The 19,646-nt window shown below is 63.2% G+C and carries 20 protein-coding genes; 7 read left to right on the top strand and 13 right to left on the bottom strand.

Going from position 1 to position 19,646, the window contains the following annotated elements; genetic code table 11:
• Positions 1 to 14: 14 nt before the first annotated feature.
• From ACVWYF_RS04380 to ACVWYF_RS04360, 5 genes are all read right to left on the bottom strand, one after another.
• On the bottom strand, positions 15 to 761 hold the full coding sequence (locus tag ACVWYF_RS04380) for a queuosine precursor transporter (protein WP_457065000.1): 747 nt from the start codon (positions 759 to 761) through the stop codon (positions 15 to 17).
• 12 nt (positions 762 to 773) lie between these two features.
• Entirely contained in the window at positions 774 to 1,685 is a 912-nt protein-coding gene (locus ACVWYF_RS04375) for a ribonuclease Z (RefSeq protein ID WP_457064998.1), read from the bottom strand.
• Positions 1,686 to 1,794: 109 nt separating this feature from the next.
• Positions 1,795 to 2,169 (bottom strand): STAS domain-containing protein, encoded by a 375-nt coding sequence (locus ACVWYF_RS04370; protein WP_168675310.1) that lies wholly within the window; start codon positions 2,167 to 2,169, stop codon positions 1,795 to 1,797.
• Between the two features lie 72 nt (positions 2,170 to 2,241).
• Positions 2,242 to 3,111, bottom strand: a complete 870-nt coding sequence (locus tag ACVWYF_RS04365) for a DUF4198 domain-containing protein (RefSeq protein WP_457064996.1) — start codon at positions 3,109 to 3,111, stop codon at positions 2,242 to 2,244.
• A 123-nt stretch (positions 3,112 to 3,234) separates the two neighbouring features.
• Positions 3,235 to 5,082 carry a glycosyltransferase gene (locus tag ACVWYF_RS04360; RefSeq protein ID WP_457064994.1) on the bottom strand — a complete coding sequence of 616 codons (1,848 nt, stop codon included), beginning with the start codon at positions 5,080 to 5,082 and terminating at the stop codon, positions 3,235 to 3,237.
• A 182-nt stretch (positions 5,083 to 5,264) separates the two neighbouring features.
• Between ACVWYF_RS04360 and ACVWYF_RS04355 the strand changes: the two genes are divergently transcribed.
• Positions 5,265 to 5,894 (top strand): nitroreductase family protein, encoded by a 630-nt coding sequence (locus tag ACVWYF_RS04355; RefSeq protein WP_457064992.1) that lies wholly within the window; start codon positions 5,265 to 5,267, stop codon positions 5,892 to 5,894.
• Between the two features lie 69 nt (positions 5,895 to 5,963).
• Here ACVWYF_RS04355 and ACVWYF_RS04350 read toward each other — a convergent pair whose 3' ends face one another.
• The 3 genes from ACVWYF_RS04350 to ACVWYF_RS04340 all read right to left on the bottom strand — a co-directional run bounded on the left by ACVWYF_RS04350 (position 5,964) and on the right by ACVWYF_RS04340 (position 10,338).
• A complete protein-coding gene (locus ACVWYF_RS04350; RefSeq protein ID WP_457064990.1) occupies positions 5,964 to 7,295 on the bottom strand; it encodes a carboxylesterase family protein in 1,332 nt (443 codons plus the stop codon).
• A gap of 57 nt (positions 7,296 to 7,352) precedes the next feature.
• Positions 7,353 to 8,270: a YitT family protein gene (locus ACVWYF_RS04345; RefSeq protein ID WP_457064988.1), complete on the bottom strand. Its 918-nt coding sequence runs from the start codon at positions 8,268 to 8,270 to the stop codon at positions 7,353 to 7,355.
• A 169-nt stretch (positions 8,271 to 8,439) separates the two neighbouring features.
• Entirely contained in the window at positions 8,440 to 10,338 is a 1,899-nt protein-coding gene (locus tag ACVWYF_RS04340; protein WP_457064986.1) for an alpha-amylase family glycosyl hydrolase, read from the bottom strand.
• 162 nt (positions 10,339 to 10,500) lie between these two features.
• Between ACVWYF_RS04340 and ACVWYF_RS04335 the strand changes: the two genes are divergently transcribed.
• Positions 10,501 to 11,202: a hypothetical protein gene (locus ACVWYF_RS04335; protein ID WP_457064984.1), complete on the top strand. Its 702-nt coding sequence runs from the start codon at positions 10,501 to 10,503 to the stop codon at positions 11,200 to 11,202.
• Between the two features lie 53 nt (positions 11,203 to 11,255).
• Entirely contained in the window at positions 11,256 to 11,666 is a 411-nt protein-coding gene (locus tag ACVWYF_RS04330) for a DUF6960 family protein (RefSeq protein ID WP_457064982.1), read from the top strand.
• 32 nt (positions 11,667 to 11,698) lie between these two features.
• Here ACVWYF_RS04330 and ACVWYF_RS04325 read toward each other — a convergent pair whose 3' ends face one another.
• The 4 genes from ACVWYF_RS04325 to ACVWYF_RS04310 form a co-directional block, all read right to left on the bottom strand.
• Positions 11,699 to 12,556 carry a helix-turn-helix domain-containing protein gene (locus ACVWYF_RS04325; protein ID WP_457064979.1) on the bottom strand — a complete coding sequence of 286 codons (858 nt, stop codon included), beginning with the start codon at positions 12,554 to 12,556 and terminating at the stop codon, positions 11,699 to 11,701.
• A 72-nt stretch (positions 12,557 to 12,628) separates the two neighbouring features.
• Positions 12,629 to 13,495, bottom strand: a complete 867-nt coding sequence (locus ACVWYF_RS04320; protein ID WP_457064977.1) for an NAD(P)-dependent oxidoreductase — start codon at positions 13,493 to 13,495, stop codon at positions 12,629 to 12,631.
• A 12-nt stretch (positions 13,496 to 13,507) separates the two neighbouring features.
• A complete protein-coding gene (locus ACVWYF_RS04315) occupies positions 13,508 to 14,425 on the bottom strand; it encodes an SDR family NAD(P)-dependent oxidoreductase (protein ID WP_457064975.1) in 918 nt (305 codons plus the stop codon).
• 494 nt (positions 14,426 to 14,919) lie between these two features.
• Positions 14,920 to 16,275 (bottom strand): YfcC family protein, encoded by a 1,356-nt coding sequence (locus ACVWYF_RS04310; RefSeq protein WP_457064973.1) that lies wholly within the window; start codon positions 16,273 to 16,275, stop codon positions 14,920 to 14,922.
• Between the two features lie 56 nt (positions 16,276 to 16,331).
• Here ACVWYF_RS04310 and ACVWYF_RS04305 point away from each other — a divergent pair, with 56 nt between their 5' ends.
• The 4 genes from ACVWYF_RS04305 to ACVWYF_RS04290 all read left to right on the top strand — a co-directional run bounded on the left by ACVWYF_RS04305 (position 16,332) and on the right by ACVWYF_RS04290 (position 18,958).
• On the top strand, positions 16,332 to 16,577 hold the full coding sequence (locus ACVWYF_RS04305; protein ID WP_457064971.1) for a hypothetical protein: 246 nt from the start codon (positions 16,332 to 16,334) through the stop codon (positions 16,575 to 16,577).
• Positions 16,578 to 16,638: 61 nt separating this feature from the next.
• Complete coding sequence (locus tag ACVWYF_RS04300; protein WP_457064969.1) at positions 16,639 to 17,082, top strand: AAA family ATPase; 444 nt, start codon at positions 16,639 to 16,641, stop codon at positions 17,080 to 17,082.
• Entirely contained in the window at positions 17,079 to 17,852 is a 774-nt protein-coding gene (locus ACVWYF_RS04295) for a tRNA(His) guanylyltransferase Thg1 family protein (protein ID WP_457064967.1), read from the top strand. Before ACVWYF_RS04300 ends, ACVWYF_RS04295 begins: the two co-directional genes overlap by 4 nt.
• 104 nt (positions 17,853 to 17,956) lie before the next feature.
• Positions 17,957 to 18,958, top strand: a complete 1,002-nt coding sequence (locus tag ACVWYF_RS04290; RefSeq protein ID WP_457064965.1) for an alpha/beta hydrolase family protein — start codon at positions 17,957 to 17,959, stop codon at positions 18,956 to 18,958.
• A 17-nt stretch (positions 18,959 to 18,975) separates the two neighbouring features.
• Here the strand turns inward: ACVWYF_RS04290 and ACVWYF_RS04285 are convergent, their stop codons facing one another.
• Entirely contained in the window at positions 18,976 to 19,596 is a 621-nt protein-coding gene (locus ACVWYF_RS04285; RefSeq protein WP_457064963.1) for a hypothetical protein, read from the bottom strand.
• Positions 19,597 to 19,646 lie beyond the last annotated feature (50 nt).

Genomic DNA, 19,646 nt, shown 5'->3' with positions numbered 1-19,646 from the left:
CGAGCGGAAAAAAGTTACACGCTCACGTTTTCCACGGCTTCTTCCTGCAATTCGGTTGTTTCCTCTTGGCCCAGGTACTTGTCAATGAGGAAATGCGCCAGGTAAAGCACCGGCGTGAGCAGAATGGCCGCCGCAAATTTGTACCAGTAATTGGTGTTGGCTACGCTAAGCACTTGGTCCATTGTCCAGTTGCCAAACACGTAAAAGGCCACGTACAGCACCACAAACGAATCGACCAATTGCGAAATCAGGGTTGAGCCCGTGGCGCGCAGCCAGATGTAGCGCCCGCCCGTAGCCTTGCGAATGGCCGTAAAAATAGTGGCATCGAGCACCTGCCCCACCGCAAACGCCACAATTGAGCCCGTGATAATGCCCAGCCCCTGCCGAAAAATGCTCTGGTAGGCAAAGTCGATGTTGAAGGGCCGGCCTGCGTTATCGGTCTTGTTGACATCGAGCCAGAAATCGGCTGGCGGCAGCTTGGTGGTGAGGAAGATAACCCCAAAGGCGAACAGAATCAGCACTACCGTCAGGTAGCTGATGCGCAACACGCCCGCCTTGCCGAAATACTCGTTGATGATGTCCGTGGTCACGAACACGACGGGCCAGATGAGCACGCCCGCCGTGAGGTTGCCGGGTAGCCCCATCAGCTTATCGGCCGAGAAAATCTTGACGCCGATGATTTCGGCCAGCAGCGCATTCACCAGAAAAATCCCGCTGAGAACGAGGTAGAGCTGCTGCTTTTTATTAGCGAAGGTGTTCATAAGAAAGACAAGCTACAGGCTCACAACTATTCCCTCCGTGGCCAGCTCGGCCGTGGGGAATAGGGCCCGGGCCTCGTGCAGCAGCGGCTCCAAAGCCTTGTAGCGACTGGAGAAGTGGCCCAGTAACAAACGTTTTACCCCCGCCGCCTCGGCAATGGAAGCGGCTTGGCGGGCGGTGCTGTGGTGGGTTTGGGCGGCGCGCTCCCGCAGGTCCTCCAGGAAAGTGGCCTCGTGATAAAGCAAATCCACGCCCTGGATGAGCGGCACCAGCGCGGGCGTGTAGAGGGTGTCGGAGAAGAAGGCGTAGCGGCGCGGGGTGGGGGCGGGGCCGGCCACGTCGGCGTGGCGCAGGCCGGGCTGCTGGCCGTCGGGCGGCAGGTCGTCGCCCTGGGCCAGGCGGGCCAGCTGGGCGGGCGTGAGGCCGGCGGGCAGCTTCTCTTTCAGAAGGTTGGCCCGGCGGGGCCGTTCGGTGAACAAGTAACCGGCGCACGGCACGCGGTGGCGCATGGGTAGCGTGGCCACGGTCAGGTTTTCATCTTCATACACCACGGCGTGAGCTTCGGTATTCACGGCCGTGAACTCCGTGGCAAACCCCAACTGCATGTTGGAAACCCGGGCCTGGGTCACCAGCACCTCATCGAGGCCGGGCGGGCCGATGATGGCCAGCGCTTGGGTGCGGCCCTGCAGATGCATGGTGCCCAGCAGCCCAAATAGCCCAAAATAATGGTCGCCGTGCAGGTGTGAGATAAAGATGGCCCGGACGTGGTGGGGGCGCACGCGGTATTCCAGCATTTGCCACTGAGTGCCTTCGCCGCAGTCAATCAGGTAGTTGGATGCGCCAACGGTGAGCACCTGGGCCGTGGGGTGGCGCCCGGCCGTGGGCGTGGCCGAAGCCGACCCCAGAATCTTCAGCTCAAAAGTCATGGGTTGGGGAAAGGCTACACGCTATAAGCTGCAAGCCGCAAGCTGTTGTCCTGGCTAAAAGCAGAACAGCAGCTTGCGGCTTGCAGCTTATAGCGTGCGGCTAAAAAAATTATTCCTTATCCGTCAGGTCGCGCTCGATGGCGTGCAAAAACACGCGGTCGATGCCTTCTTCCACTGTGGGCAGAATGTGCAGAACGGACTCAAGCTTGCTGATGGTGATGAGTTTCAGCACATGGTCTTGCAGGCCGGTGAGCACCAGCAGGCCGCCCGTGGAGTTGCAAAGACGGTTGGCAATAAGGATGGAGCTGAGGCCCGACGAGTCCGTGTACTTAACGTTCGTGAGGTCGAGTATCAGGTTGTTAATGCCTTCAGCGTTCAGCTTCACGAACTCCGACTTGAGGTCGGGCGCGACGGTGGTGTCGAGCTTCTTCTCCTCAATCGTGATGATGGTGTAGCTATCTTTTTTATCAATCGTGTACTTCATACAGCGTAGGCGAGGGAGGGTAAGAGAACGGCGAAGGTAAAGAAAAAACCTAAAATTTAGGGTGAAGTTTGGCTAATGTTTTGTGGGCATTCGCAAACTTGATGCCGGACCGGCGAAAGTTAGCGATGCCCAGGTCGATTGCCAGTCGGCGCGGGCGCGCAGTTTGGCGGGGGCGGCGCTCATGTCCACGGCCGCTAGTAGGTAAGGGCCGGGGCCGGATAAGCGTAACAAGATGCGGCCGTTTTGGTTGGCGCGGGTGGTGTAATGCAAGGTGGGCAGGCCGCCGGGCTGGCGCTGCCACACCTGCACGGCCGCGCCAAACGCCGGCCGGCCGGCCCGCAGCACGCGCACGGTCAGGGCCTTATCGGCGGCCAGGCGGTAGGGGTTTTGCTCGGGCACCAGCTCCAGCGGCAGGCCGTAGACGTGGCGGCAGGCGCTGTCGGTGACGGCCGGAGTAGCGGCGGCCTCGCCCACCTGAATCAGGGTTTTAGCGCAGCGGCGGTAGGTTTCGCGGCCGGGCTTGGCCATTTCCTCGTTTTCCTGGCGCAGCTTCAGGGCATAGTCGAGGCCTTCTTCGCGCAGGTAGGCGGTGAACTGCTCGGCGGGCAGTTCGATGAAGGAATTGGTGGAGCGCAGCAGCACGACGTGCGTGCCGGGCCGGGCAAAGGTGAAGCCGGTGCGGAACGTATCGGTTTCGGTGGCGTTGTTAGGCGTGAGGTCGGTGGAATCGCCCGGGGTGGGGCCGAAGCGCACGAGGCGCTGAATTTTGGCGGCTTTGGTGGTCCAGGGCTCGCCCTTGAAATCGGCCCCGATGAAGGTATGCACGTTCACCGTCTCGCCCGGCTGGAGGCGGAAGCGCGGGGCTTCGAGCCAGAACTCGTGGGCGAGCGCGGCGGTGGCAGTACCAGCGAGTAAAGTAATAATCAGAAGTTTGCGGCTCATTCGAAATATTACTGTTTCTCTGCGAACCTCAGCGGCTCTTCTGCCTCCTCTGCGTCCTAAAACCGATGATTGAGTTTTAGCCCGTAGAGGACGCAGAGGCTCTCGCAGAAGGCGCAGAATGTTCTACTGCCGCTCCAACGCCAGCGCGTAGGCGCGGTCGTAGTATACGCGCAGGTTTTTCCAGTCGAAAAGCTCCGCCGAGCTTTCCACGGCGTTGCGCTGCATAATGCGGTCGCGGCGGTTGAGCTGCACGAATTGCCAGAGCATATCACAAAGCTCTTCGGCCGATTCGTCAAAGGACTTTTCCTGGCGGTGGACCACAAAAATGCCTTTGGATTCGGGGTCGGGCACGTTTTGCAGGGCGTAATCGCCGAAGCCGGAGAGGTCGGAGGTGATGGCGGGCACGCCGCGGGCCACGCATTCGAGCGGGGTGTAGCCCCAGGGTTCGTAGTAGCTCGGAAACACGCCCATGTGGCAGCCGCGCACAAACTGGCCGTACTCCATGCCCAGCAGGGGCGAGGCGGGCGACACGAAATCGGGGTGGTACACCATCTTCACCCGGTCGTGGCGGTGGTTGAGCAGGTTGGACCGGCGCAGGTAGTTCAGGATGTCGTCGTCGGCATCGTTTACCAGGTTGTGGGTGATGACGGGGGGCAGGGCGTTGGTTTTCCAGCTCTGGAGCTGGCGGCGGTAGCGCAGCTTCCAATAGTCGTCCACCATTGCGCCAAGCTCGGGCAGCTTGTGGTCCTGGCTGGCGGCGGCGGCGTAGAAGAGGCGCTCGCCCACCTGGCGCTCGATGGCCTTGCAGGTCTCGTGTACTTCATCTAGCATGGCGCGGCGCTCCAGCACCTGCGGGTTGATGCTGGTGAAGGGCCGCTTGGTGATGAAAAACATCACCACCTGGGTTTCGAGGCCGCTTTGCTGGAGGCGATAGTTGAGGCGGGCCAGGGCTTCGAGGGTCAAATCAAACCCCTTGTTGTGGTACTCGTAGCGGCCCGAAGTGAAGAAATACAGCGTTTTATCCAGGTCGAAGGCGTACGACTGGAAGAAGTGGGCCATCACGAATTCGTGGATTTTGGCCTTGTATTGCTGGTGCAGGTTCTGGAACTCGTGCAGGGCCACGAAGCGCTCGATGTTGAGGCCGTTGGGCAGCACCGCGTCCGGAATCCTATCTAGGAGGTAAATGCACTCGCGCACCGTCAGCTCACTCACGGTGGTGAAAACGTGGCTGCCGTGGGCGGCGGCGCGCTCCATGCGCACGGCTGGCTCGATGTTGAATTTCTTGGCCTCGGCTTCCCAGTTCACCCACATGAGGTGGTCGTAGAAAGCGGGGTCGTTCATGGCCAGGTAGCGGCCCAGCAGCGTGGCGTGGGTGGTGAAGAGCAGGTGCGCGGGCACTTGCAGGCGGCGCAGCTCGGGAATGGCCACGCCGGTCATCCACTCGTGGAAGTGGCCCAGTAGACGCTGCCCGGCCACCTTCTGAGCGGCCAGGTGCTGGAAGAAAACGGTGGTGAGGTGCCCGAAGGCGATGACCTGGTGCAGCAAGTCGTCGGTGTCGGGCGCGGGGATGCCGTGGCGGCCCCACAAATCCGACTTCAGCTGGCCCAGCCGGTCGTAGGCCTGAAACGGGTTGATGAGCACCACCCGGGGCCGGCCCGTGACGAGCCAGGTGCCAATCTGCACGTCGTAACCCTGGGCGCGCATGGTGCGCACGGCGGCCATGAAGGGGTCGGCCCCGGTGTGTACCGTCAGGTCGTCGTAGGGCTCAAACTCGCCCTGGGCCATGTTGGGGAAGTAGGGACCCAGCAGGCAGTACCGCTCGCCCCAGGCGGGCACGGTGGCCGGCACCTTGCTGCGAATGACGGTGTAGATGCCCCCCACCTGGTTGCAGACTTCCCAGGCCACTTCAACGAGCAGCGAATCGGGAAACAGGGCATCGAGAGCGTCGGGGGCGTGGGGCGTGGGCTGCATAGGCGGGGAGGAAGGTCGGGGCGGGAAAAAGAACGTGGCGAAAGGTAAGCCGACTGGGGTTTAGTTGACAGCCTGGGCCATGTTTTTTCAAAATAAGCCGGAAAAACAGGATTGGAGAAGGGCCGAAACTTCGGGCCACGGTAGCGGTTATTCGCCTTCATCCCATTCATTTCCCCATTCTGATGGCCGATACCACCAACGTTCTAAAACTCGAACACGAAATCATGCCCGTGCTGACCCAGCGCCGCAGCCCCCGCGCCTACTCTGCCAAAGCCGTGTCGGCCGAGGTGGTGGAGCAGATTTTCACGGCTGCTTCCTCCGCCGCCTCCTGCTATGGCGAGCAGCCCTGGCGCTACATTATGGGCAGCCAGTCGAGCAGCCCCGAGGCGTTCGGGAAAATTCTGGGTAGCTTGATGGAATTCAATCAGGCGTGGGCTAAAAAAGCGCATGTAATGGCCGTGGGCGTGGCCAAGCTGAATTTCTCGCACGACGGCAATGCCAACGGATGGGCCAAGTACGATGTGGGTCAGTCCACCGCCACGCTGGCCGTGGAAGCTGCCGAGCTGGGCCTGCAAATCCACCAGATGGCGGGCTTTTCGCCCGATGCCGTGCGCACCGCGTTCAGCATTCCCGAAGGCTTCGAGCCAGTGGTGGTGTTCACGCTGGGCTACCCCGGCCCGGCTTCCGACCTGCCCGATGGGCTGAGCGAAAAAGAAACCGCGCCCCGCACCCGCAAGCCCCTGGCCGAGTTCCTGTTTGAAGGCGCGTGGCCCACGCCCGCCGGCGAGCGGTACGACCAGGCACCGGTTTAGTAATTCCTGATTGCGCAGCGCCTGATGAAGTAGGGGCGAGGGCATACCCGTTTGGGCTTGCCCTCGCCCCTACGTTTGTTTTACCTCCACTACGCCGGGAACAAGCACCTGCGCGGGCAGCGTACCGGTGCGGGCAAAATCGGCCCAGAGCTGCCGTACCTGCCGGCCAGCGGCATCGAACTCCTCCCAATTGGCTTCGCCCAGCAGCGGCGTGGCGGCCCAGCTGGCCCGCGTGCCCAGCAGCAGCGGCAAGTCAATGACGTGCGCGGCCCCGAACGGGCTGCCGGGTGGCTGGTAAGTGACCAGAAACCGCCAGGCCCGGCCGCCCGCCCGGGCCTGGTGTTCGGCAAAAGCCTGCGCGGGGTCTAGGTAAATGCGGCGCGAAGTGACGCTGGTGAGCAGGCGCACTAAGCTACTGCCCGCCAGCGGCAGGCGCTGCAACCAGTTAAACGTGGGGTCGATAACGGCGAAAAACCGGGTTTCTTCGGCCGTTGTGCCAATCAGGACATCAATATGTGGGGCCACGGCGGCCCAGGTGGCCTCAATGTCAGGTTCGGGTGGTAGCGGGGCGGCCCCGTACTGCGGGCCGAAGGGCATACCGCTTTTCAGGCCCTGCCAGCGGGCGGATTTAAGTACGGCCCTTTCGCGGGCCAGCACCTCAGTGGTGGAAGCGGTGGGCGGCAGCGGGCCAACGGCCCTGCTCATGGTGCGTAGCATGCGCTGGCGGTTGCGGGTGAGGCCGAGCGGCGCACTGTGCAGCATGGCGCGGCGGAAAAGCGTGCCCGCACCCTCCGTCAGCATGAGTTGGGCAATGGCGTCGGCCCCTGAGGAATGGCCGAACATAGTCACCAGGGCCGGGTCGCCGCCGAACGCGGCAATATTGCGCTGCACCCAGCGGAGGGCTTCCAGCAAATCGAGCAGGCCGAGGTTGGGCGGGGTGGTTGCAGTGCCTAGAAACCCGAACAGCCCCAGCCGGTAGGTGACGGCCACAAACACCACGCGCTGCTCGGCGACCCAGGTGGTGGGGTCGTAAATCGCCAAATCGCCCGCGCCGGACACGTAGGAGCCGCCGTGTACCCACACGATGACGGGGAGTTTTTCATTGAGCTGGAAATCAGCCGGCCGCGTGATGGACAGGCGCAGGCAGTCCTCCTCAAAGCGGAGGGCGGCAAACAGGCCACCCATCACCTGGTCCACGCGCGGGTCGGCGAGCTGCGGGCAGGCCGGGGCGGGGGCCATGGCCTGGATGGGCTCCGTGGCGGGCGGCTCGGGCACTGGCGGCTGAAACCGCGCGGCCCGGGCGTAGCGGATGCCCGTGGCGCGCACCACCAGCCCGTCGGCCCGGCCGATGATGAGGCCGGCCGGGGTGTGGAAGTGCGGGGTAGCGGGAGCGATTTGCAAGAAGTCAGGTAGTTAAATAATTGAGCACGTCGTGCTTCTGTTCTGAAAAAGACATTCCTAGTGCAGCGCCCGCTTCTTGATGATGCCGCCCTGCGCGTCGTCGATGCGGTACTGCACGATGAAGGCGTTCGGGTCGACTTCCTGCACGGCGGTGCGCAGGGCGGGCAGCTCCAGGCGGGTCACGACGGTGAACACGATGTCGCGCTCCACCCCCAGCTCGCCGCGCTTGCCGTAGCCCGATTTGCCCTGGTACATCGTCACGCCCCGGCCCAGCTTCTCGGTGATGACCTTGCGCACGGCGTCGCTGTGCTCCGACACGATGGTGACGCCGGTGTACTGCTCAATGCCGTTGAGAACGAACTCCAGCACGCGGGCGGCGGCGAAGTAGGTGAGCATCGAGTACAGGGCCGGCTCGGTGCCCAGCACCAGCACCGCCACCCCGAAAATGACGACGTTGAGAATCAGAATCAAGTCGCTCACTTTGAGCAGCACCAGGAAGCGGCTCACGAGCAGGGCCGCGATTTCGGTACCATCCAGCACGGCCCCGCCGCGCATAGCCAGCCCGATGCCCGCCCCGATGAACACGCCGCCGAATACGGCCGTGAGCAATAAATCGTGGGTCACGTCCGGGAAGGGCACCAGGGCCAGCACCAGCGCCAGCCCGCCAATGCCCAGGGCGCTGCGCAGGGCAAAGCGGCGGCCCAGCTGGTTATAGCCCAGCGCAATGAACGGCAGGTTAATTACCAGAATCAGAATGGATAGCGGCAGGCGAAACGCCGCCGCCAGCAGCATTGAAACCCCCGTCACGCCCCCATCAATAAAATGGCTCGACAGCAGGAATGACTTGAGCCCAAATGCGGCCGAAATCACCCCGGCGATAATGAACAAGGCATTCTTCAGCTCCGAGTTGGGCCGGTTGATTTGGGCCGCCAGGGGCGGGGCCGGGGTTGAGTCAGGGGGCGGCGTGGGGTTCATAGGGTGGGGAGATTAGGTGCTCGGGTAGAAATTTAATAGCGTCTGGTTAGAATGGGTAGGGTGCGGGGCTTGCCCCCGCCCGTCGTCGAACAGCTCGTTGCTGAATTGTTCAACGACGGGCGGAGGCAAGCCCCGCACCCTACTTCATCCGGAACTGCCGAGCAAATACCTACCCTTCCTGCGACAAAATCAGCACGGCATACGGCGCAATGGCAATGCTGCCGTGCCAGCCAAAGCCGTCGTACTCGCCTTTCTCCGCGTCAATGCCGAAGCTTTCCATGTCGCCAAACTCGCCGTCGTAGCCCTGCCAGTCGCTGTTGAAGCGCACCTGCCAGTGGCCGGGACCGGGCAGGCCCATGGTGTAGGCCTCGTGGGCCTGGTTGGCGAAGTTGGCCAGCACCACGGTGGTATCGCCGGGGCCGCCTTCGCCGGCCTGCCGGCCAAAAGCCACCAGCTTAGCCTCATCGTTTACATGGAAAACCCGGGTGTGCTGGCCGCCCAGGCCCCGCGTGTTGCCGTGCAGGTTGCGGCGCAGGCCAATGAGGTCGCGGTACAAATGCACTAGGCCGCCGCGCTCTTCCAAGCGTTTCCATTCCACCGGCTCGGTGTCGACGAACGCGCCGTCGGCCAGCATTTCCTGGCCCTGGAAAATCATCGGGATGCCGGGGGCCGTCATCACCAGGGCCGCGCCCAGGGTGGTGCGCTTCTTGGCAAACCAGTGGTCGGCCGCGCCGGGCATTATTTCTTCGGCCACGCGGCTCTTGCCGTTGGCCACCTCGTCGTGGCTTTCGGTGTAGATGACGCGCCGGAAGGCGTTGTCGTTATAGAGCTGGGTGAGGGCCTGGGCCACGGCGTGCATGTCGCGGTCGGCGTCGTTGGGTGTCGTCAGCGCATCGCGGATGGGGTACACGAACGAGCCGTCCCACTGCGAATCGAAGCCCTGGCCGCCTTTTTCGGTGGCTTCCGTGATGGCGGGGTTGCCGCGCAGGTCCTCGGCGATGGTGATTTTCCAGGGCATCGTCTTGTCGATTTCCTCGTTAATCCAGCGCATCAGGCTCCAGCCGTCGGGCAGGTCCTCGTCGGGGTTTTCCTCGCCGTTCACGTTGCGGATGAAGGCAATGGCATCGGCGCGCAGGCCGTCGCAGCGGTACTCGTTCAGCCACATCAGGGCGTTGTCGCGGATGTACTGGCGCACCTCGGGGCGGCCGTAGTCGGGGCGGTTGTCGCCCCAGGGCGTTTTGGCGCGCCAGTCGTTGTAGAAGTAGATGCCGCCGCCGTCGTTCTCGTGCCAGCCATCAAACTGCCAGAGGTCGAGGTCGCCGGGGCCGAAGTGGTTGTACACCACGTCCAGCACCACGGCGATGCCGTGCTGGTGGGCCTGCTTCACCATTTCCTTGAAGGCCACCGGCCCGCCGTAGTCGCTTTCCAGCGCAAACGGACACGCCGGGTTGTAGCCCCACGAGCGGCTGCCCGGAAACTCCGTAGCCGGCAGCAGCTCGATGCAGTTAATGCCCAAATCGCGCAGGTAGGGCAGCTTTTCGGCCACGCTCAGGAACGTGCCCACGTTCTCGGCATCGGGCGCGTTGAAGGTGCCGACGTGCAGCTCGTAAATCACCAGCTCGTTCCAGGCGGGCATCTGGAAATGGTCGTCGCCCCAGTCAAAGTTCGGGTCATGCACCACCGACGAGCCGGCCGAGTTCGTTACCTGGCGGGCATAAGGGTCGTTACGGTCAAAGGTCTGGTCGCCGTTGGTGAGATGGAATTTATATTCGTCGCCCACCTTGGCCCCGGCCACGTCGGTGGCCCAATAGCCGTTTTCTTCGGCTTGCAGCGGGTTCTTGTCGCCCTGCCAGTCATTAAAAGAGCCGATAACGGACACGGTATTGGCGTGGGGGGCCCACACCCGAAACGTGGTGCCCGCCGCGTGGGGCACGGCCCCCATGCCGGGCTGGAGGGTGGGGCTAGGGGCGGGTTTGGGGGCGGGTGCGGGGGCCGGAGCCGGTTTGGCGGTTGCTTTGGGCGCGGTTTTGGCGCGGGAATCGGGTTTGGAAGCGGAAGCGTTGGGCATTGAGAAAATGACTGACCGCCGCCCGGGCAGCCGAAAATGCGGCCGGTACTGGGCAGAGGGAGCCTGACTATACGCGGGGCGGCCCGTTTTGGCCAAATCGGGGCAATGCAAACCGGCGGGACGCCGCAGGTTTTTCAGTACATTAGGTCAAAATCCTGTGCCATGACTGCCGCCGCCGTGCTGCCTCCCGAACACCACCCCCTGCACCACCGCCGCCTCGCCGTGCGGCAGCGCGTGAAAGCCCTCAACCACCTCGTACCCGCGCTGGTGCTGGTGCAAGGGGCTTTTGAGGCCTTTTATGGGGGCACGCTCTCCTGGATACGTGGGCTGGAAATGGCCGTGGGGGCCACTTATCTGGTCTTGCTCGCGCGCGAAATGCGGCACCTGCGTTGCCACCCCACCGGCACCGTACACCACGGCCCCGAATGGCTGGAAGTGGCCGCCGCCGGCATTCTGGCCCTGGCGAGCTACCACAGCTGGCACCGCCACCACGAAGCCGAGCTGGCCAGCGGCATCCACCGGACGCATTACCTGCCGTGGGTATACGGGGTGCTGGCGCTGGTGTACCTCGGGCTGGCGTTTGGGGCCGGCCGGCTGGCCCGCCGGCAGGGACTGCACTTCACCGAAGAAGGCTTCTGGATGCGCCTGCTGCCCATCAGCCGGGTGCGACGGGTGCAGTGGGCCGACTTGCAGGCGGTCACCATTGCCCCCAATGCCACCGATTTGCTGCTGCACCCGCGCGATGGCGGCCCCCCCCAGCTCCTCAAGCTCAGCCCCTATCACAACGGCGACACGTTGCGTGAGCGCCTGCTGGCCCATGCCGCGCAAGCCCTGGGCTCCGACGTAAATTTGCCCCTCACCTGAGCAAAATGCGCCGTTTGCGTGTTTATTACGCAACAATCAGCGCTTATCATCCTTTGAAGACCCGTCCCAAACCCGTCATTTTTGGCCTATACGGCTGGTCGCCCGATTACGGCTTCCGCTACATTCACCCCGCCAACCGCCGCGCCTTCGAGCTACTGGAACCCGTGGGCAAGCTCTTCGAAAAGATTTCCGAAGACGACGAAGGCGAGTGGATTACCATTCGCTACGACGAGCAGCAGTTCCTCGTGCGCCCCGAACTGTTCAAGGAAATCTACCACCGGCCCACCTTCAGCTTCGGCGATTCCGTGGAGGAAGCCACGCCCCAGCCCGGCCAGTACCGCCACTTCGGCCTCATCTCCGACGTGTTCTGGGACGAAGCCACCGACACCGCCACCTACCAGATTGTGGAGCGCAAGCGCAAGCTGCCGCAGGTGTTTCAGGCCAATGAGCTGCGGGCCGACTAGGTAGTACGGGCAATTAGCTTTGCATTCGTCACTCAAACGAAAACACCTGCGCTCGCTTCTCCGCCAAGGTCGTCAGTTGCATCGGGGCGGTGTGCCTGCGAGGGGCTGAAGCCGAACTGCCTTTTGAACGCCGTGGAAAAGTGTGACAGGTTTTCAAATCCCACTTCCAGGTACACATCCGAAGGCTTGCGCTGTTTGCTGCGGAGGAGGTAGTGCGCTTCGTTCAGCCGTTTTTGCTGGAGCCAGCGGCTGGGCGAAACGTGAAACAGCTTCTCAAAATCGCGCTTGAACGTGGCCAGGCTGCGCCCCGTGAGGTAGGCAAATTGCTTGAGCCCGAGGTTGAAGCTGAAATGCTGGGCCATGTACCGGCCTAGGTCGAGCTTGCCCGGCTCGCTGAAATCGAACAGGACGTGCCGCAGCTCGGGCTGCACATGCAGCAGCAGCACAACGGCCTCCTGCGCCTTGAGCGCCGGCAACTGCGGAATGGCGCGCCCGGCATTGTAGGCGATGATGGACTGGGCCAACGCCCTGAACAGCGGATAGCGGGGCAGCGCCACCACGGGCACCGCCGTGGCCGGGCGCTGGATGGCTCCGGGGGCCAACTGGTGTAGTCCGCGCAGCGTGGTTTGGTCCAGCACGATGCTTACCGAGTTGTATTCGCCCCCGTCCGGCTCCGGGTATTTGGTGGCTTTCAGCAACTGGTGGCGGGTGAGCAGAAGGGTGTCGCCGGCCCGGTAGGTCTGCTCGGCCCCGGCCACGAAAATGACGAACGAGCCATTCAGAATGTGCATCAGCACGTGCTCGCTCACAAAAAATTCGGAGGCCCGGGGCGCGCCGTCGTAGCAGGAATGCAGCACCACCGGCGTGGGGGCAAAAGGCATGGTTGGCATGGCAGTCGGGGTCGAAACAGTACACGATACGCGGTCCGGGGAGGCGCGGCAACCAGCGGCATTCCAGCCGGCCTAAGCTGCTTTGGCCCTGCCGGTGCTTAGCAAGTTAACTACTTCAACGAGGCCGTCGGCCCCGCTCAAGCCCCGGTTACGCAGCTCGGTGGGGTCGAGGTGGTGTTGGCGGACGCCATCGGCAAAGTGCTCAATGTCTTTCCGCATCAGGCCCTGCAAGTGGGCGGCCAGCTCGGGGGTAAAGTTGCCCAAGGCTTCCAGAATCGCGCTCGACCCGCTACTGGCCGTTACCATCTCGTAGAGCGCCGCCTCGTTCACGCCGAGCCGGCCGGCCAGGGTGAAGACATCCATGGCATTCTTCAGGTTGGTCATCGTCAGGGCGTTGTTGAGCAACTTGGCCATTTGGCCTGCTCCGGCCGGCCCCATGTAAGCAATTTTCTGCGAGAAGGTGGCGAACACGGGCCGGCAGCGCGCCAGCGCCGCCGCGTCGCCGCCGACGATGGTGGTCAGCGTGCGTGCCACGGCTCCTGGCCGGCCACCGCTCACCGGGGCATCCAGAAATGGATTCCCTGCTTCGCTTAGGTAGGCGGCTAGCCGGGCATTCTCGCTCGGGTCGCCGGTGCCATGGTTCACCACAATAGCCCCCGGCTTCAGGGCCTTGAGCAGCCCCTGCCGGTCGAGAATATCCCAAATGTCCTTATCGTCGGTCAAAACCAAAGCGACTAGGTCGCAGGCCCCGGCCAGCTCGGGCACGCTGGCGTGGGCCACGTGCGGCACGTCGGCGAGCACGTCGAGCGAGGCGGGCCGCCGGGCCCAGACGTGCAGGGCAAATCCGGCTTCGCCAATGGCGCGGGCCATGGGGCCGCCCTGGTCGCCGAGGCCGATGAATCCGACGCTCAGCGCGCCGGTGGTTGCGTTGCTTTCCATGATTCCGGTTGATTAAGCAGTCAGTTTCAGGGCCACATCCCACAGGCGCTCGGCGTTGGCTGCGTCGAGGGCATAAGCGGCCACGCCCCGGTAGTCGGCGGGCCGGCGAAAAACAACTTCGGCCTCGTTGCAGTCTTCAAAGTAGCGCCCGCCAATGCCCGCTAGCAGCGGCGAGGTGGCCAGCAGTATCGTGGTGGCGGCTCCCTGGGCCGGATTTTTTTGACGCTCGGGGGGCGTTTTCAGGCCGCCGGTGTGCTTTTGCAGGTTGGTGGCAATGGCCCCGGGGTTGAGGGCATTGGCGTAAATGCCGTCCTTCGCCCAGCGGCGGGTGGCCTCCACGGCCAGCAGGGCACAGGCCGTTTTGGACTGCCCGTAGGCCAGAAACGGGTCGTAAGGAATGAAGTTAAAGTGCAGGTCGTCGAAGAAAACCGGCGCAAACAGGTTGCTGCTGGAGCTGACCGACACGATGCGCGCCCCGCCGGCGGCGGCTAACGCCTCGTGCAGCCCCACCGTGAGGGTGAAATGGCCCAGGAAGTTGGTCGCAAACTGCGTTTCCCAGCCTTCGGGTGTGCGGGCCAGGTCGGGCAGCGCCATGATGCCGGCGTTGTTAATCAGGAGGTGCAGCGGGCCCTGCCAGGCCGCCACAAAGGCCTTTACTGAGGCCTGGTCGCTCAAATCCAGGGGTGCGACCCGCACGTTTGGGTTGCCGGTCTGGGCCTGAATCTCGGTGGCTACTTTATGGCCGGCTTCCAGGTTGCGAACCGCCAGGGTGACTTCGGCCCCCGCGCCGGCCAGCACCCGCGCCGTGTCGATGCCGATGCCCGACGAGCCGCCGGTCACAATGGCCCGTCGGCCCAGCAGGCTAATGCCTTGGATGATTTCATCGGCGGTGGAGTGGAAGCCGAAGGGTGTTTTAATGCGTTCTGACATGGCTTTTAAGTAAATTGTGATGGGCGTCAAAAGGCTGACAACCACAATACAAATTTCCATACAGATGCCCCGGCTCGTTTTGGCGTACGGCTCAAAGTTGCTTTTCTAAAAAGCTCAATATGCACCGCCTTTCACTAGGCGGTGCGGACAAGAAGCGGAGCCATCCCAAGGCGAAAACGTAGGGAATCATTGTCCCTCATGGGCAGTCGCTGAGTTCGGCTAGCTGCTTCACAAACTTCCAACGAATGCACCGTATCCCTTGGCCCAACCCAACGTTTGTGCCCGCTAATTGAGAAGGCGTGATGCCAGACATAATTTCGTCGGCGTCGAGCAGGATTTCATTTGGCTCAAAGCCCGTTCACTGCCCATGATTAGGATTTCGTCGTGGTCGAGCAGGATTTCGTTCAGGGCAAGTAAAACTTAGTTTGACCCGAGTAGGATTTAGTTTAGAGTGGGATGCAATTAGTTGCTCCAGAGCAGCAATTAACCCTGCCTCATACCCCCACCGCGATGCCCACCACCACCGCCACGGCCCCCAGCGCAAATAGCGCCGCCCACAGCGGCGCGGCAAACTTTATCCACTGCTCAAACCGCACGCCGGTGGCCGCCAGCATGGCCATCAGCGTGCCATTGGTGGGCGTGATGAGCTCGCACAGCCCCGCTCCGTACTGAAACGCCAGCACCGTCACCTGCCGCGACAGGCCTAGTATGTCGGACAGTGGCACCAGCAGCGGCATGGTGAGCGTGGCCTGCCCGCTGCTGCTAGGCACGGGCACATGCAGCAGGGTTTGCACGCCCATCATGCCCAGGGCGGCCAGCGCCACGGGCAGGTGCCCCAGCGGCGCGGCCAGCCCGTTCACGATGGTATCAACCACATGGCCCTGCTCCAGCACCACGAAAATAGCCCGGGCAAACCCCACCAGAATGGCCGAAAAGGCAATGTCGCGGAAGCCCGCGATGAAGCCCTCGGCCGTGCCCGTGAAGCCGCGCCCGCCCACCAGCCCGGCCACCACGCCCAGCCCCAGAAACAGGGCCGACATCTGCTCGAACTCCCAGTGCAGCTGCACCACGCCGTAGGCAAACACCGCAAAAGCGGCCAGCAGCAGCAGCAGCACCAGGCCGGGGCGGCCGCTGCTGGCCGCCGGGCCGGCGGCGGCTTCGTTGGCATCGAGGCTGAGGTCGGGGACTTGGCGGTGGCGCACGGCGTGGCGGGTGGTGGCCCACAGCCATAGCCCCACCGCCACCAGCAAAAAGCCCACCCGAAATGCCCCGCCCGAGAGCAGCGGCAGCTGCGCCAGCTTCTGAGCAATGCCCACCTGAAACGGGTTTATCGGGCTGAACGAGGCCCCTACGAAGGCCGCCCCCACGCTGGCCGCCACCGCCGTGAGGGTGGGGTAGCCCAGCCGCCGCATGAGCACCAGCAGCACCGGCACCAGCGGAATAATCTCCTCGCCCATGTTTTCCAGCGCCCCCATGGTGGCGAAGAGCGTGCCCACCAGCGGAATCACGAGCACCTCGCGGCCGTGGGCGCGGCGCAGCAGCCAGTCCACCCCGAAGCGCAGTGCCCCGGTCTGGTCCACCACCGTGAAGGCCCCGCCGGCCAGGAAAATCAGAAACACCACCGCCGCCGCGTCGGCCAGGCCCTTGGGCACGTCCACCAGCACGTCGAGCGGCCCCACCGGGGTGGCGGGCACGGCGTGGTAGGAGCCGGCCACCACCACTTGCCGCCCAGTCACGGCATCGAGGTGGCGCGTGAATTCGCCGGCCGGCAGCACGTAGCTGAGCGCGGCGGCCAGGATGATAAAACCAACAATGAGCACCAGCGGGTGCGGAAAACGAAAACGATTCATGGTGCGAACTTAGGGCGGCCGCGCACGAACTTTGCAAAACCGCCGTTTCGCTTCCCATGACCATCACCGCCTTCAAAGCCCTACACCAGCGCCGCCAGACCGAGCACCTCGCCCGGCACGGCACCCGCCTGGCCGAGCGCCAGGAAGACAGCTTCGAGCTCACGCTCTATGCCGTGGAGGGCTTTTATGCCGAAACCTGGCGTAGCCGGGGCGAAGAGCACATCCTTTTCATACACGTTTTTCAGAAGCCCGCCGGCCTGGGCGAATACCTCGCCCGCGTGCAACTGCCCGCCAACCTGTAGCCGTAGCGTTTGCTACCATCAGCGGCTCATCTTTGCAGTTGTAAATCCTCGTCTGGTCCACATGCAGGCTATTATTTTTTGCGGCATTCAGGCCACCGGTAAAAGCACGTTCTACTGCCAGCGCTTTCTCAGTTCGCACGTGCGTATCAGCCTCGATTTGCTGCGCACGCGGTACCGCGAAGCGCTGTTGCTGCAGTTTTGCTTGGAAACGCAGGCCCGGTTTGCTGTCGATAACACCAACCCAACGGTGGCCGAGCGGCAGCGCTACATCGAGCCAGCAAAAGCCGCTGACTACAGCATTGTGGGCTACTATTTTAACTCGGCGGCCGAAGCGGCGCTACTGCGCAATCAACGGCGGCCGGCGGGCGAGCAGGTCCCCGAGCGAGGTATTCGGGGCACCCGGGCCCGGCTGGAGCTGCCCAGCTACGCTGAAGGTTTTGATGAGCTTTACTTTGTGCGCATTGATGACCACGGGTATTTTGTGGTCGAACCCTGGCAAGTATGAAATTTGATGACCTCGACTCGCGTTTGCGGGTGTTCGAAACTGCCCATGACCACTGCGCCTTGCCCGGTATTTACTTGGTGGCCCGGCTCGATGGCCGCAACTTTACCCGGCTGACCAAAGAAGTCCACAAGTTTGAGCGGCCCTTTGATGAGCGGTTTCGCGACTGCATGGTGGGCACCGTGCGCCACCTCATGCAGTGCGGCTTTCAGGTGCGCTATGGCTACACCGAGAGCGACGAAATTTCGCTGCTGTTTGACCCAGGCGAAGACACCTTTGGCCGGAAGCTGCGCAAATACCACAGCATTCTGGCCGGCGAGGCTTCGGCTAAGTTCTCGTTGCTGCTGGGCGCAATGGGTGTGTTCGATTGCCGCATTGCCCAACTGCCGCGTGCTGTCGACGTGGTCGACTACTTCCGCTGGCGGGCCGAAGATGCCCTGCGCAACGCCCTGAATGCCCATTGCTACTGGCTGCTGCGTGGCGAAGGAGCCACCGAAATCGGGGCGACCACGCACATAAGCGGCTTGAGTACGGCCGACAAACACGAATTGCTGTTTCAGCGAGGCATCAATTTCAACAACCTGCCCGCCTGGCAGCGCCGCGGCCTGGGCGTGTACTGGCACATGGTGGAAAAGGAGGGCTACAACCCCATCAAGCAACAACCCACCCAGACAATGCGCCGGGAGCTAACGACAGATTTTGAACTGCCTGTGCGAGAAGCTTACGCGCAGTTCATCCATGATTTTCTGACGGAGAAAAGCATAGTCGGTTAGCACCCGCCCTGAGAAGAACGGCCCCACCCGCGTGCAACTGCCCGCCGGGCTCTAAAGTCTTTGCGCCGCCCCGGCACTACCGCCGCCCGGCGAAAAAAGGCTGCATGCGCCAACCCCTACTGCTGATTCTGGTGCTACTGGCGGGCCTAAGCCGCCGCCCGGCTCTCGCCCAAACCAACGCCGCCCCGCGCCCGCCCGAAGCCTTCGGCTACCGCCGCCTGACGGTGATGTTCGGGCCCGACAGCGTGCAGGTGCTGCTGCTCTCGAAGCCCGGCGAAGAGCAGCAGAAGAAGCCGCTGCTGCTCTGGGAACAGGGCTCGCTGCCCATGCCGCTGGTGCTCTACGACGAGCGTGGGGCCTTCGCGGCCTTCCCGTTCCACCCCAAAAAGGTGCTCGAAAGCTGCCACCTGGCCATCATCAGCAAACCCGGCCTGCCCCTCACGTTTGATGTGACCGGGCAGAATCCGAATGCCATCGGCCAGCGCCAGCCGCCGCCGTACTACTGCGCCCGCAATTACCTCGACTACTACGTGCGGCGCGACGAAGCCGTGCTGCGCTACCTTAAAAAGCAGCCTTGGGTCGATGCACAACACGTAGTTGTCGGCGGGCACTCGCAGGGCACGGCCGTGGTGGCGCACTTAGCCGCCGTGCCGGGCCTGGTGAGCCGGGCGGTGTACCTGAGCGGCAACCCACTGGGCCGGCAGATGTCGATGCTAGCCGAGGGCCGGCAGGCCGCCGATACCAGCAGGACGGGAAATACTTTCCGGCGCTGGCAGCAGGTGGTGGCCGACCCCACCCGCGCCGACTGCCAGGGCGATGACCCGCGCAACAGCTATGGTTTCGCAGCGTCGGAAATACCTGAGCTGCTGCGCACGCGGGTGCCGGTGTTCGTGGGTTTTGGTACTCTCGACCGGGGCGTGGCCGGCGACGACTACCTGCGCCTGGAAACCATCCGGCAGCACCGCGCCAACTTCACCTTCCGCGAGTACCCCGGCCGCGAGCATAACTTCTTCGGCATGAAAAACGGCCAAATCGACTACGACGACTTTTACTGGGACCAGGTGGGGGAGGACTTCCTGCGCTGGGCCGGCCTGTGGCCGCGCTAGCAGCGGCAGCCTGAACCCTACTTCCCCAGCCGGTCCACGTCGGTGAGCTGGCCTTTGTTGTGCATGATTTGCAGGTCGAGCACGGTGAGCGATTCGGTGGCTTTGCTGTATTTCTCGGGCGAGTTGAGCTCGGTGAGGGGCGACCGGTCGTCGATTTCGTACTCGTTGGCCGCCACCTCCACGGTGTTGCCTTTGGCGCTCAATACCTTCAGAAGCGAATACTTGGTGCTGTCGCCGAGCGAGTGAATGGTGTAGATATCGCCGGCATGCGGCGCGGCCAGCCAGGCCACGCGGTCGCGCTCGTGGTAGCGGCCGGCGATGGAGGCTCCGGCCAGGCCCAGCACTACCACGCCCACGCCGGCCCAGGTCCAGAGCGGAAACCGGGTGCTTTTCTTGAGGGCGCGCACGGCGGGGTGCATTTCGGCGGGCAGGGTTTTTTCTTCCCAGCCCTGCTGGCAATGGTCGCACTGCGCCACCGCCGATTTGCTGAACGGAAAGAATGGAATCCAGTAAACGTGGGCGTAGCGGCCGTACACGCTGGCCTTCAGCGAACCGGGGGTGGCACAGGCCGGGCAGCTGGTGCCGGTGGGGAGGGGAGCGGTGCGCAGGTGCGCGCCTTTGAAGCCGTAGACAATCATGCGGGGTAAACGGGTGGGGCGATAATGCCCGGGAAAGGTGAAGCCACAAA

Source organism: Hymenobacter sp. UYAg731 (assembly GCF_054061335.1).
Note: the sequence above shows the minus strand (reverse complement) of the source record. Positions and strands in the feature narration are given on the sequence as shown.